The 14,464-nt window shown below is 58.9% G+C and carries 10 protein-coding genes and 1 pseudogene; 3 read left to right on the forward strand and 8 right to left on the reverse strand.

The window, feature by feature from the left end:
* Positions 1–4 precede the first annotated feature (4 nt).
* Positions 5–5,350, reverse strand: a complete 5,346-nt coding sequence (locus C8N45_RS07305; RefSeq protein ID WP_108385769.1) for an alpha-2-macroglobulin family protein — start codon at positions 5,348–5,350, stop codon at positions 5–7.
* A 142-nt stretch (positions 5,351–5,492) separates the two neighbouring features.
* On the opposite strand from C8N45_RS07305, the gene pncB reads away from it, so the two are divergent.
* The 3 genes and pseudogenes from pncB to C8N45_RS24215 form a co-directional block, all read left to right on the forward strand.
* Positions 5,493–6,785, forward strand: coding sequence for a nicotinate phosphoribosyltransferase (gene pncB / locus C8N45_RS07310; RefSeq protein ID WP_108385554.1), 1,293 nt, complete (start codon positions 5,493–5,495; stop codon positions 6,783–6,785).
* 707 nt (positions 6,786–7,492) lie between these two features.
* On the forward strand, positions 7,493–8,461 hold the full coding sequence (gene nadE, locus C8N45_RS07320) for an NAD(+) synthase (protein WP_108385556.1): 969 nt from the start codon (positions 7,493–7,495) through the stop codon (positions 8,459–8,461).
* Positions 8,462–8,781: 320 nt separating this feature from the next.
* Positions 8,782–8,949 (forward strand): annotated as a pseudogene (locus C8N45_RS24215) (transposase domain-containing protein); the annotation flags it as partial.
* A gap of 8 nt (positions 8,950–8,957) precedes the next feature.
* On the opposite strand, the gene C8N45_RS07325 reads toward C8N45_RS24215, so the two are convergent.
* The 7 genes from C8N45_RS07325 to C8N45_RS07355 are packed head-to-tail and all read right to left on the reverse strand — an operon-like array spanning position 8,958 to position 14,452.
* A complete protein-coding gene (locus C8N45_RS07325; RefSeq protein WP_108385557.1) occupies positions 8,958–9,707 on the reverse strand; it encodes a hydratase in 750 nt (249 codons plus the stop codon).
* Complete coding sequence (locus C8N45_RS07330) at positions 9,704–10,357, reverse strand: aspartate/glutamate racemase family protein (RefSeq protein WP_245882592.1); 654 nt, start codon at positions 10,355–10,357, stop codon at positions 9,704–9,706. The genes C8N45_RS07325 and C8N45_RS07330 overlap by 4 nt, the downstream gene beginning before the upstream one ends.
* A complete protein-coding gene (locus C8N45_RS23575) occupies positions 10,354–10,587 on the reverse strand; it encodes a RidA family protein (protein ID WP_108385558.1) in 234 nt (77 codons plus the stop codon). The genes C8N45_RS07330 and C8N45_RS23575 overlap by 4 nt, the downstream gene beginning before the upstream one ends.
* A gap of 3 nt (positions 10,588–10,590) precedes the next feature.
* Positions 10,591–11,571, reverse strand: a complete 981-nt coding sequence (locus C8N45_RS07340) for an ABC transporter ATP-binding protein (RefSeq protein ID WP_108385559.1) — start codon at positions 11,569–11,571, stop codon at positions 10,591–10,593.
* Positions 11,568–12,620, reverse strand: coding sequence for an ABC transporter ATP-binding protein (locus C8N45_RS07345; RefSeq protein WP_108385560.1), 1,053 nt, complete (start codon positions 12,618–12,620; stop codon positions 11,568–11,570). Before C8N45_RS07345 ends, C8N45_RS07340 begins: the two co-directional genes overlap by 4 nt.
* Positions 12,607–13,494, reverse strand: coding sequence for an ABC transporter permease (locus C8N45_RS07350; protein ID WP_108385561.1), 888 nt, complete (start codon positions 13,492–13,494; stop codon positions 12,607–12,609). The genes C8N45_RS07345 and C8N45_RS07350 overlap by 14 nt, the downstream gene beginning before the upstream one ends.
* A gap of 4 nt (positions 13,495–13,498) precedes the next feature.
* A complete protein-coding gene (locus C8N45_RS07355; RefSeq protein WP_108385562.1) occupies positions 13,499–14,452 on the reverse strand; it encodes an ABC transporter permease in 954 nt (317 codons plus the stop codon).
* Between the last annotated feature and the right edge of the window lie 12 nt (positions 14,453–14,464).

The following is a 14,464-nucleotide window of genomic DNA, read 5'->3' on the forward strand; positions in this document are numbered from 1 at the left end:
CGTGTCACTTGGTGATCGTCACAGCGGTTGTATCCGTATTTGCGCGCATCTGCGGCCGGTACATATCCTCGACCGAGGCTGCCGGGTGATGGAACCGCCCCGGCGACACAGCCCGCACCACATAGGCCAGTTGAAATGGCTTGTCAGAGCGCCAATCGACTGCTGCCAGAAAACGATCAGTGCGGAACTCTGCATTTTGGGTGCCCGCCAGATTGAGCCCTTCGAGCAATGGCACATCGCCGCCTGACATCAGATTGGGATTATCAATTTCGAACCCTGCTGGCAGCGGATCATCGACCATCAATCGGGCCTCTTGCCGTCCAAAGGGCACAACTGTCAGCACGGTGACAAGGCGCGTGCCCGCAGCCACATTGGTAAGATCGGCGTCGCGTCCATCGAACGTGTAATAAGCCCGCCGGATCGCATAGCCATTCCCACCCGCAGGTTCGGGCACGATGGGCACACCAAAGGTGGTTACGGTAATTTCGGTCGCTGTGGTGCCGCCATTGGCAATCGCCACCGGTGCTGCCCCTGTCTGCGCATCACGCAATTGCACAATTGGCCCATCAGGGCGTTGGCCGTCCACGGTCAAACCCGTGCCACGCAAATCGTCAATCAATGCTTTGGCGGCCAGCAGTGTCCATGCGGCCTCTTGCGTGGACGCACGGCTGGCGTTGTTCCCGACTTTGACCAGCAGATCATTGCGGTTGACGGCATTGCTGCCTGCCTCAACCGCAAGCGCCAGAATACCGGCAGCGTCGCGCCGGTTGGTGCCATAGTCGCCGCGCCACAGCAGGGCCTCTTCCCTGTCAAACCGTGCCTGAAGTGCGCGGCCTGCACGGGCGAACATCGCGTCCGCACGCTGCTGGTCGCCATATTGCGCCAGTGCCGCCCCGATTTGCGCCAAGGCCAGCGGCGAGTCAAAGGCGCTCGCTTTTTCATCGGCATAGTACCGCAGATCACTGACCGCTGCCGCCCCTTCGCGTGCCAGCACGAACAGGGCATAGGCCAGATCACGCCCGCCATCGTCAAAGTCGGGATAGTAATTCACCCGGTTGCGCAAATTAATGACTGCATTGTCATATGCCACATCGGGCACACTGTACCCTTCGGCGCGCGCGCGGCTCAGGAAGTCGGTGACATATGCATCAAGCCACATATCGCCAGAGCCGGGCCGCCACAGCCCAAACGCCCCGTTGGCAGACTGGTTTGCCGTAATCTGCGTGATGAACTGCGCGATTCTTTCGTCAATGTCATTGGGACTGGTCAGACCCATCGCGGTGGCCACACCGCTCAGGTACAACAGCGGCATCGCCCGCGATGTCATCTGTTCGGTGCAGCCATAGGGATAGCGGTCGAGCGCCGACAAAAGCCCCGGCGCATCAAGCCGCGCCAACGGCCCCGCAGATAGCGTGGCCCGGCCAGTGCCGAATTGCAGCCCGTCAAAGACATTGTCGTCAAAGCTGAAAGTGCTTCCGGCGGCCAGAGTAAAGCGGCTGATCCGGCTGACCTGAGGGTCATTGACCACCACTGGCACCGTCAGTTCCTTGGTCATGCGCCGTCCGTCGGGTGTAATCAGCACGAGTTCTATCGTGTGATTGCCGGGGTCGAGGGCGATGATTGGGACCTCGAACACAGCCTTTCCGCCTTGTGGCAGCGTGAATGTATCGGGGATTTGCGGCACCACCCGCAGGCCCTCGCCGGTGACACCGATGGCCATTTCGCCTGCGGGCCCATCTGCATGGACAATTTCAAGCAGCATCCGGCTTTGGTCGCCTGGCGCAAGAAAACGGGGCACGCTGGCTGTCACCACCACAGGATCGCGCACAATCACGTCCCGTTCTGCCTGACCGACACCCGTTTCAGACCATGCAATCGCCATCAGCCGCAACGTGCCGTTAAAGGCTGGCACATCAAAATTGATCTGTGCCTGCCCATTGCCATCAACCTGCACCGGGCCCGTGAAGAAGGTCACAAGTTCCTCGGTCGGTGGCGGGCTTTGCATGCCGGATTGCGCCACGGCATCCCCGCCAGAGCGGATATTGCCCATGGACCCGTTCAGCCCGTCGATCAGGCGGCCGTAAACATCGCGCAGTTCGACGCCCAGCTTGCGCTGGCCGAAGTAATGGTCCTGCGGGTCGGGGGACTGAAATCCGGTCAGGTTCAGAATCCCCAGATCAACGGCGGCAAGGGTGACAAAAGCGACCTCACCCGGTTGCACCCCGTCGACCTGCACACCGATATTGATGGGCGCGCGGGGTTCCATCACGTCTGGCGCAGTCAAGGACAGGTTCAGTGCCTTGTCGCCCGGATCGACCTGCGCATAGCCCAGCCCCAACGCACGGGCGGGGTTGCGTTTGGCGTCAACATCCATGGGCCGGATCACTGATGCGCTGACATAGGCACCGGCCCCCCATTCTTCGGTCACCGGCAGGGTGATCAGGTTTTCACCCGTCGTCACAGGAACCGTCTTCATCGTAATCAGCCGGTCCGACATGACTGTCACAACTGCGTTTCCTTCGTAACGCGGGACAATGCGGAATGTCGCCGTATCGCCCACAGCATAGCTTTCCGCGTCAAGCGAAGCCTCCAGCAAATCTGGCGTTTCATCGACTGTCGCGGGCGCATACCAGCCCGCGTAGAAATCGGTCGAGGCAACATGATATTCGGCCCCGACAGACTCGACCACGATTTCGTGGTGGCCCCATGTCACGTTGCCCGCAACACGCAGCGGCACATCACCAAGCGTGCCCTGACCAGACGCCACCGTAGTGCGGGTAGTGATCGGTTCCCAATCCCAACGCCCGTCCAGTGAATACCATTGATAGCGGGTGTTGACCTTGCTGATGGTCCATTGCACGGGCATATCAGCGGGCGACAAGTCCGGATTCAGGCCGATTAATTCAAACGGTGCGCTGCTATCCTCGGCGATCACCCCGTCAAACAACGGCTTGATACCGATCATCGGCTGGTTCGGCAGCACAGGTGACGTGATCTGCCGCTCGACCGGACGACCAGAGCCTTCTTTGACCCGCGCCGTCACCCGCAGTTCAAGCGGCTGGCCCGCACTGACCTCTGGCAGGTCTATGGGCAGGCTGGCAACACCAGCAGCGTCGGTTGTGGCGCTTTCAAGATAGGTCAGTTGCGGGTCAAATCCGGCGTCATATTGTCCAAAACGGAAGCCCGGATAGCCGTCAAGCGCGCGAGACGGACGCAACAGCGCCTCGCCCTCGACATCCAGCCCGGCACCGATGGCACCAAACAGATAGCGCGCTTCGACCTGCAAATCGGGCACATCCCCCAGCCGGATTTCATCGGGCAGGGACAGGTCAAAGTCGATGCGCTCTGGCAGGAAATCCTCGACCAGCACGGTTGTATCAGCCAGCGGTCCCGCATCTTCGTCCACATGAACGGCGATTTTCCATGTGCCGCGCGGGACCGTGGATGCGACAGGCAGGGCAAAGACATGGCCGCCCGCGCTGTCTACAGCCGAAGTGACGCGGCTGTATTCCACCCTGTCAGGGCGGGTCAGCACGGCGGTCAACGGAATACCCGTCAGGCCCAGCGCCGTCTGGTCGCGCATCAAACCTGTCACATGAATTGTGTCGCCGGCGCGGTAGGCCCCGCGATCTGTGGCCAGAAACACATCAATCGGCGGGCTTGGTTCGCGCCCTTCAACCCCGCGATCAGACAGATCAAAGGCAGGGTCTGTCAGTGACAAATAGGTCATGTCCGGGCCATCGGCGACAGTCACCAGTGCTGGCGCATTGCCCCCTGTGCCCCGCGTCAGCCCCTCGGGAAAACGGGCAACACCATCATCGTCCGTCGTTGTCGTGCCAAGAATGCCATTGCTGCGCGAAAGCAATGTCACTTCAGCCTGCGGGGTCGCATCAGCGCTGGCGAGCGAGCGCACGGCAACCGTCAGCCCGTCATTGCCAAGGTATGTGGCCACCCCAAGGTCGGACAACACAAACCATTGCGTCGTCGCCGGAATATCGCGATTGCCGTCACTGCTGGCCGCTGTCAGGGCATAAAGTCCCGCAGGTTCACCGCGCAACACGTCACCCAAAGGCAGGCGGGTCAGCATATCGCGGTTCAACTCTTGTGCCACGTCAGCGTTGCCTGACCAGACCTGCACCCCGATTTCATCGGACAAGGTGCCATTGCCGTAGCGCGAGATGGACCTGCCCATCAGGCCAGACTGGATCGTGCGCATCAGGTTGCGGTCATCGACGCGGGCAAGGGTCAGGGCAAGTTCGGTCAAATTCACCGTTTCGACCGGAATGCCGACATCACCGACACGGGGCAGCACGTAAGCGCGGCTGACAAAGCGCACCGCAGGGGACCGGTCGCGCACATAAAGGGTCAGTTCAGCAGGTTTGAGAGTCTTTTCGCCACTGGCAGAGGGCAAGCCATCGCGCACAACGATACGGTAGCGGCTGCCATGCTCCACGCCTACGACGCAAAGCCGGTTATCGCGGGTCTCGACGACCAATTGCGGGTCGGGCAGCTGGACAAACGGCGCATAATCGGTGCCCGCCTGAATCAGATCTTCGCTGAAGATCGCACAGATCCGCGGGCTGGCGCTGTCACTTTCAACAGTGGTATCGACCACCCGAAACCCGTACTTTGCGATTGCTTTGTCCAGCGCGTCCTGGGTTTGCGGTGTAAAATCCAGCGCCTGCGCCAGACGAAGTGCGTCAATCGTACTGCGGCCGCGCCCCTGATCTTCCAGACGGTTTGCAATGGCCAGCACCGCATTGCGCCGTGTCACACCATCAAGCGACGTCAGATAAGCGCGGACAAGGGCCGGCATGACAAGCCCACGAATAGGTGTGTCTGCAACATCGGCTGTCCGGGCAAAGGCAAGCCAGTCCACCGACAGGTCAGATCGCTGGGCTTGGACCAATGCGGCATTCTGGCGCGGACGGATATTGCGAGGCGGCTGGTTGGACAATCGAAACAAACTGTCAGCCGATGCGAGGTCCGAGGCTCCAAGAAATGCCAATTCGTCCGCGCGCGCTTTTGCACCTGCCAGAACACGCGGGTCCGTGGCGACAACATAGCCAGATAAAGCGCCCGCAAATTCGGATGTTCCGGTGATATCCTTCTTGGGGAAACAGGCGTTCGAACGCTGGTTGAACGTGAAAGCTTCGCAACTGCTGTTGTTCAGACAGGCGGCCTGACAGGCCTCGAACGTTGTATCAAATATTTGCGCAAGGTCGGTGCCTGCCAGATCAATGTTGCGCAGATAGACGGTGCGACTCGGCGCGACCGGGTCGTCTGCAAAGACCTGCCCCCCTGTAACACACGCTAAAACAACAAAAATCAGTCGGATCAGATTGCGCATCGCAAAGGCCCTTTCATGCATATGCCAACAGGCTGACACGCAGCAGACCACCAGACAAGGTATGCATTCCCATAATGACGGCTGCCCTTGCCATGGCCCGCCTGCCTTGGTCTAACCGCATAAAGTTTGAGGACATTGTACCATGGTCGATATCGCCACCCGCGTCTGGAATCACAAATGGAAGATCGACCCGATTGTGCGGTCGCTCATTGATACGGATTTCTATAAACTGCTGATGTGCCAGTCGGTGTTTCGCAACAAACGCGACACCCAAGTGACATTCAGTCTGATCAACCGGACCAAATCCATCCGGCTGGCCGAACTGGTAGACGAAGCCGAGTTGCGCGAACAGCTTGACCATATCCGCACCCTGCGCCTGACGCGGGGCGAAAGCACATGGCTGCGCGGCAATACCTTCTATGGCAAACGGCAGATGTTCACGCCCGCTTTCATGGAATGGTTCGAGAACCTGCAATTGCCCCCGTATCAGTTGGAAAAGAAAGACGGGCAATATGAACTGACATTCGAAGGCACATGGCCCGAGGTCATGTTGTGGGAAATCCCCGCCCTCGCGGTCATCATGGAGCTGCGTAGCCGCGCTGTACTCAAGGATATGGGCAAGTTCGAATTGCAGGTGCTCTATGCCCGCGCCATGACCAAACTGTGGGAAAAGGTGGAACAGCTGCGGCCCATTCCCGATTTGCGTCTTGCCGATTTTGGCACCCGGCGGCGGCACAGCTATTTGTGGCAGGACTGGTGCGTGCAGGCGATGATGGAAGGGCTGGGCGACAATTTCACGGGCACATCCAATTGCCGGATCGCCATGATGCGCGAGATCGAGGCGATTGGGACCAATGCCCACGAGTTGCCCATGGTCTATGCCGCGCTGGCCGACAGTGACGACGCCCTGCGGCAGGCCCCCTATGACGTATTGGCCGACTGGCACGAAGAACATGACGGCAACCTGCGGATCATCCTGCCCGACACATACGGCACACCGCAGTTTCTGGCGGGCGCGCCGGAATGGCTGGCCGGTTGGACGGGCATCAGGGTCGACAGCGGCGACCCTGCGACAGGGGCCGAGCGGGCGATCAACTGGTGGAAATCACTGGGTGAGGACCCCCGCGAGAAGCTGGTCATATTTTCCGATGGGCTTGACGTGGACAAGATCATCGAGTTGCAAGAACAATTCGCAGGCCGCTGCCGGGTCTCGTTCGGCTGGGGGACCATGCTGACAAACGATTTCAAAGGGCTTGTGACAAACGACGGACTTGCCCCGTTTTCACTGGTCTGTAAAGCAGTCGCGGCAAACGGCAAACCCACCGTGAAACTCAGCGACAACCCCAACAAGGCAATGGGTCCAGCCGACGAAATCGCACGGTACAAACGGGTGTTCGGGGTGGGAGAGCAGGAGAAGGTCGAGGTTTTGGTTTAGGAGCGTGAATACACAGAAATCGGTGCAAATATCCCGCCGATTTTAACCGCTTTCTCCCCCGTTCTCGCTGCCGCGTCGGTTGTTCAGTCACTAGAGGGATCGAAGAGCGACGCCGGGAAAAAATTCAACTTTTGCAGCGCCGTCTGTACATAGTTTGTCAGTAATTAAAACGCGCCGAAACCTGAAATACAGCCAGAACGTTATCACGCGACCTTGAGCCAGCCCGTCATGTCGGACTTCTGGTACGCGAGCATGTGACAGTGCGCATGTCTGTTCACAGGTTCACCGGAGGTGTCGTTATAGACGCCGGTCTCGTGCGCGATGTATGACTGGATCTGAACGGCGCGCCGCCGAAGCGTGAGTGGATTAACGTGGCTGACCGGATCGGTGTATCGCCTCCTGCGCATTATCGGGAGCTGACGCGCAGGCGATAGGCTCGACCGTCTTGTCCTCGCTGACATAGCCTATGATTGGCCAATGAAGCGATAACATCGCACTGTTCGGCATTGTCAGGTTGCCTGTTCTATCCTGTGTGTCTGCGGCAGGAAGATGATTGTCTGTCGGCACCTACGATTGACCAGCATCAATGTCGCGACTGCCATTCTGATACAGCCTGCATAAGCAGGACAATATGACCGTGAATGCCGGAATAACATCAATGAAATTCTTGCCAAACGCAGTCCTTTGAAAGCGCAAAAGGAAAAAACGTGCCAGATCTGGGAATCGATGCGGAGCAGGCAATAGACGCCATCTGTCGTGATATTGCCCACCATATTGAGCGTGAGGGAACGAAGGGGGTCGTTCTGGGCCTTAGCGGCGGGCTGGACTCGTCGGTATTGGCAGCCCTGGCCGTGAGGGCCTTGGGTTCTGATCATGTAACATTGGTCTATCTCTTCGATCATGACAGCGATCAATCAATAGCCGCCAACGCCCATCTCGTGGCCAAACATCTCAAAATCGAGTTGGAGGTGATAGATATAACCCGGGAAATACAGAACCGGGGCGTCTACAAGCCACTGTTCATCAAACTCCTGAGGCTTTCTACTATCGTGGCAAGGCTTAGCGCAGGCAGCTATCTTTTGATCTGTGGCGAAACACCATTCAAGTCCACGCTTCGTGTGGGTCGGGGGGAAGTCTTGAGGCCATGGTACAAGAGGCTACTATTTGGACTGACGATGCACCATGTCGATTTTGGATTTTCACAACGCCACACGTTCCGTCGCGAAATTCTGGAACGGATGGCTCAAGAGAGAAGCCTCTCTCTGATCGGCGCTGCCAATTTCTCGGAATGCGCAGTGGGGTGGTTTGTGAAGGATGGTATTGATGATCTGGATTACCAACCCTTGAGCGGCCTCTTTAAGACACAAGTGCGCCAGTTGGCACAGGCGCTTGAACTACCGAAGCCGGTATGCACCCAGCTTCCCTCCCCTGATATGGCAAAGGGCGTGACTGACGAGTTCGGCATTGGACATGACTACAGCATTGTGGATATCGTGATTGATGGCTTCGTCAGTGGTCTCACCGACAAAGAGATTGCGGCTTTGGGCATTCCTCAAAAGGAAATTGATGATATCCGCGATTTGATGGAGCTTTCTGACTGGAAACGTCAACGGCGGCATCACGAACCGCCCGTGAGCGGCAAGTACGGCAGCGCCTTGCGAAAGGGCGCGGTTTGATGTGCCAAGTCGGCACCGTATAGGTAACTGGCAAAGACCAAAAATGTCTGCAAACGTGGTCTCTGCGCCACTTCAATCTGCGCAATTTCGCCCGACACCTTCAAAGCGAGCGATTTCATTTCGCGGAAGTCGGCGACAAATTACCCCCAATTTTGCAGCCCCCTGTGCCCCGGGCAAACGGTTGTGCCCATTGCTGGCAAAAATACAGCACTACCCCAAGCGGATGGATCACTTTGGTCAGCAGTTTCGCCTACCGTGCATGTGAGGGATATGGCCTTTTATGATGTATGGTTTCCAACTGGTTCGACAGCATCGCCCAATATTTTGACAGCGTGAGGCATAATGACAAAAACTGGCGGAACGACCTGATCGAGAGCGGTCACGCCGCTTTGTAACGGCTTTCTGGATATCGTCAAAGCTTTGGATCGTTGCGATCACCCATAGCAACTCTGACCGGTATCGGGACAATCCGTATCATCAAACGCGGCCGAGGTCGCTATTCGCGCTGATGCCCGGAAAGCGTGACAGCGACCGTTCCCAGCCCATCGATCCGGCCAAGCACTTCGCAGGGAAGCGCGACATAGGTCAACGGGTGCAATGACCCGGTGATAACAACCTGCCCGACGTCCAGCCCGCCGCCGCGCGCACCGATTTCGGCAAGGAAGACACCAAGCGTGGTCAATGCGGACCCACCCGGCACTTCGGCAGGGCCGTCCAAAAGGGTTTGATCCCCCGCAACCATTCGACCTTTTACCGCACCAAAGTCACGTCCATCCCAATCATCAAGCGGTCTGCCGATGATAACACCTTTGTTGATTTGAAAGTCAGCAAGCTTTGCAACGGGATCTTGCGCAACGGGTCCACGCAACCGGCAGTCGACCAGTTCGATCACGGGGACCGGACGCACACAGTGACGCAGCTTGGCATCAAGATCACCGGCCGACGCCTCCGGCAAGGGCGCGATGATCTGCCACCCGATTTCAAGTTCCAGTCCCATGCTGTCGCCAATCGGGACGCTTGCCCCGGTTGCAAAGGCAAACCTGTCCAGAATTGGTGCCATGATCGTTGCCTGCCCCGGTTTCCGTGCGGTTTTGAAACCGGCGACTGGCCCTAACGCGGCGACGACCCGATCCTGAACATAATATGCTTCCGCAGGGGTCTTGGGAGCGAGACCTTTCGGAAAAAAGCCCTGGCCGTTTTGATGCGCGGTGATGAGGCCGTCTGCGAATGCATCAAGATGTCTCATGTCGGGTCCTTGAGTTGGGCCAGAATGCGCCGCGCTGCTTCAGGAATTGGCATGATGAGGTCACATGGCGCTTGTAGGCGCAGGCGTTCAGCGGCCTCTGCGAGGGGACCACCGCCAATGATCACGGCCTGGGCACCTGCTGCATACGCCCTGTGCGTCGCCGCAAGAAGTGCCGCATCAAGCCGGGCTTTATCCGCTGACACCGCTAGAGGATCGGCATCAGCCAGAAATGTCCCCAGATAGGCGCTTTGCGGGGCCGAGGCGCGCATCAGCGCATCAATGCTTGTCACCAGTCCGGGCGTGTGGGTCACAACCGCATAGCGCCGCCCGCCTTTCGCAGCGGCAATTGCGGCGGCTTCCCCGATCCCGACGACAGGGATTTCCAGTCTTTCAGCCAGTGCCTTCCGTCCCGGATCGCCGAAAGCAGAGACGATCACGCCGTCGATGTCGTTGGGGATACGGGCTGTGGCGACCAACGTGGCGGCAGCGTTCAGGTCATCCATTGTCGAGATCAAAGATGGCCCGGCAGGAGCGGTCCAGCTTGCGAGGCTTGGCAAGACATGCGCGGCGATCGTCACCATCGCCTGTGTCGTTGCTGCGTTGCTGTTGGGATTCATCAGCAGGACCCGTGGTTTTGGTGTCTGGGTCATTTCAGTTCAACCACTGTCTCTGTTTCGACCAACGCATTGGCGGGCAGAGATGCGACATTGACGGCCGTACGGGCACGGCGTCCGGCATCCCGCCAGAGGTCGATGAAATGCAGCAAGGCACCATTTACGATCAGTGGGCCATCCGGAGAGCCGGGGTCTGCGGCGGCACTTGGGACCGTGACAGGTTCATATGGCATAAAGCGGTGATAGGGATCGGCTATTGTCAGCATGAGTTATTGGGCCAAAACGGGTGCATTTTCGTGGATGCAGGCCACGCGGCGCCTGTCGTCCGGATGATGCACAGGGGGCAGGCTGGCTCGGCACTTCGGTTCGGCCAACGGACAGCGCTGTGCAAAGGAACACCCGTCTGGGCGCGTGTCCAACGGCGGCGGCGCGCCGGGGATGGCGTTCAGGCGCGCGCCACGCTCCGCATCATGAAGGTTCGCCGCCAGCAGACCACGGGTGTAGGGATGGCGCGGGTCTTTGATGATCTCGCGGGTGGTGCCTTCTTCGACGACCTGACCCGCATACATCACGGCGATACGCTCGGATACTTCGACCGCCACGCCGATATCATGCGTTACGAAAATCACCCCCATGCCGAATTCCCTTTGCAGATCGCGCAGCAAAAGCAGAATCTGGATTTGTACCGTTGCGTCCAATGCCGTGGTGGGTTCGTCCGCCAGTAGCAACTTGGGCCGACAGGCCAACGCCAATGCGATCATGACCCTTTGCAGCATCCCGCCAGAAAGCTCGTGGGGATAGTTGCGCAGCCGCCGTTCGGGCGAGGGGATCCGCACGCGGCGCAGCATGTCGAGCGCGGTTGAAAGCGCATCTTCCTTCCGAATGCCCTTGTGGCGCATCACGGACTCGGCAATCTGATCCCCGATCGTATACACGGGGTCCAGCGCCAGCCCCGGCTCCTGAAACACCATCGATACTTCCTCGCCCCTGTAGGCCTGAAGCTTTTTGCCAGACAGAGAGAGCACATCCACGCCGTTCACAGCAATGTCGCCCTCGATCTGGCTGCGCTTGGGGGGCAGCAGTTGCAGGAGCGTTTTCAAGGTCACAGACTTGCCTGACCCGCTTTCGCCCAGCAAAGCCATGGTTTCGCCCTGCCTGAGGGTTAAGGTCAGGTCGTTGATCGCATGGACCGTTCGCGCCCCGTTAAAGCGGACGTTGAGATTGCGGATATCCACCAGAGTGTCGGTCATGGCAACATTTCCTTTCCGGCCTTGCTGTGCCCCGACCCAAGGTCATGTAAATGGCAGGCAGCCAGATGTTCGGACCCCGCAGTCAGGGGTTTGAGTGCTGGCACGCGGGCCTTGCACACGCTTTCGGCAAAGCGACAGCGCGTGTGAAAGCGACATCCCGAGGGTGGATTGATCGGATTGGGCGGATCACCGGCCAAGGGTGGTTCTTTGGTGCGGTTGTCGGGGTCCATTGATGGCATCGCCGAAAACAGCGACCGGGTGTAGGGGTGTGCCTGCGATGTCCAGATCTGGTCGACGGGTGCGATCTCGACCACTTCGCCCAGATACATCACCAGAATGCGGTCCGAGATATAGCGCACCACGTTCAGATCATGACTAATGAAGATATAGGTCAGGCCGAACTCGCGGCGCAGATCGGACAGAAGGTTCAGCACCTGCGCCTCGACCGATTTGTCGAGTGCCGAGACGGCTTCGTCCAGAACGACCAGCCGGGGCGACATGGCCAAGGCGCGCGCGATGTTGATACGCTGGCGCTGTCCGCCCGACACCTCGTGCGGATAGCGCTGTGCAAAGCGTTCCGGGGCAAGTCCCACGCGATCCATCAGTTTGCGGGCGCGCCCGACCGGATCAGAAAGCCCCTGCACGCGCGCGCCAAAGGCGATGGATGCTTCGATCGTCAGGCGCGGGTTTAGCGAGGCGTAGCTGTCTTGAAAAACCATCTGGACGCCGCGCCGCAGGTCACGCAGGGACAAACGGCTGCCAAGGGCCTGCCCGTCATAGATAATTTCGCCTTTGTCCTTTTCCAAAAGGCCGATCAGCAGCCGCGCTGTAGTTGATTTGCCGCAGCCGGACTCGCCCACAATACCAAGAGTTTCGCCTTTCCTGACCTCGAACGATACGCCATCGACCGCCTGAACCACGGCCTTCTTTCCGCCCAATATCCCGCCTCTTACGGGAAAATACTTCACTAGATCGCGCACGATCAGCAAAGGCTGGGCGGGGCCACCTTTATCGGGGGTTGTATCCGGCAGGGTCTTAGTCTCGGACATTCATTGCACTCCTGACGCCGTCGCTGAGCAGGTTGAGACAAAGCGAGGTGATAAAGATCATCACACCGGGAAGGGCAGACAGCCACGGGTTCACGTAGATGGCAGAGCGCAGCGTGTTCAGCATAAGTCCCCATTCAGGTTCCGGCGGGCGGACGCCGATGCCCAGAAAGCTAAGCCCGGCCGCAAGAATCATGCAAACGCTGGTCAGCGAGGTGGCATAGACAAAGATCGGCGAGAGCACGTTGCCGATGACATGCACCCGGATCACGGTCAGTGTGTTGGCACCGGACGCGCGCGCGGCGTCGATATATTCCAGCGCGCGCACCCCTGATGTCACCGCTTCGGCGACACGGGTGATGGGCGGAATAAAGACAATCGTGAGCGACACAAGGCTGTTGACGATGCCTGCACCAAGCGCACCCGAGATGGCAATCGCAAGCAACACTGAAGGAAACGCAAAGAATACGTCTACTGTGCGCATGATCACCGTATTGACCCAGCCACCTGCATATCCCGCGACAATTCCCAAAGTGCCACCGATAAAAAAGGCCAGCACGACCGGAGTCAGCCCGATGAACAGCGTCAGCCTGCCGCCATAGATCAGACGGGCCAGCATGTCGCGGCCCTGTTCATCGGTACCGAGGATGTTTCCTTCGGTCCCGATCGGGGCGAGCCGTTTGACCATCGAGCCTTTGTAAGGATCGGCAAGGCCCAGATAGGGGGCAAAGATAGCCGACAGGATCAGCAGGAGAACCACGCCAAGGCAGATCATCGTTACAGGATCGCGGATCAGGCGCGCGCCAACACCGGACCAGTAGCCTTTGCCTGCTTCGGATACGGGGTCTTCGACAAGTTGGGTATCGAGGGCAGCCATTATGTCAGCTCCTTTTGATACGCGGGTCAATGGCGGCTTGGGCCACGTCAACAATCAGGTTCATCGCGACAAAGAACAGCGCAAGCACAAGGATCGTGCCTTGCAGCAACGGCAGGTCGCGCTGGAAAATCGCATTGGATAGCAGAAAGCCGGAACCGGGCCAGTTGAACACAGTTTCGATCAGGATCGACCCGCCCAACAGATAGCCCAGTTGCAGCCCCATGACGGAGAGTGCGGTTGCCGCCGCATTGCGGGCCACATGGCGCAGCACGTCGCCACGGCTCATGCCTTTGGCGTAAAGGGCCATGACAAAGTCTTGCGTCAAGAGATCACCGGCCAGCGCGCGCACGGTGCGTGCGACGATGCCAATCGGCACCACAGCGAGCGTCACGGCTGGCAAAACCAGATGGCGCATATGCAACCAGTCCCAAGCCCAATCCTGCGACCCGCCGGGGCCCGCGCCCATCGACGGAAGCCAGCCAAGATTGACTGAAAAGATGATGACAAGCACGATACCCAGCCAATAGTTGGGCACAGACACCCCCGCGATTGAAATCGCGGTGACGGTCCGGTCCAGCAGTGTGTCGCGGAAGTAGCCCGCCAGAAAACCCAGAAATATCCCGATGGGAAAGGCGATCACCGCGGCACTGAACGCCAGTAGCAATGAGTTTTGAACTGCGCCGAACACTTCGCCCGCCACGGGCCGGCCGGTGGCAATGCTGTTGCCCATGTCGCCCTGAAACAGGTTTCCGATCCAAATGGCGTATTGCACCGGCAGCGGTTTATCGAGCCCGTAGATCGCGCGCATCGCTGCCTGCTCGTCGGCGGTGGCATCCACCGGCATGATCGCGGTCAATGGATCGCCGGGGGCGATCTGCACCAGCAGAAAGCAGATGACGGATACGCCAAAGGCCACTGGCAACATCAAGATGACGCGGCGAATAAAATAGCGGAACAAAACGCAGGTCCT

Source organism: Yoonia sediminilitoris, from assembly GCF_003058085.1.
Taxonomy (GTDB): Bacteria; Pseudomonadota; Alphaproteobacteria; order Rhodobacterales; family Rhodobacteraceae; genus Yoonia; species Yoonia sediminilitoris.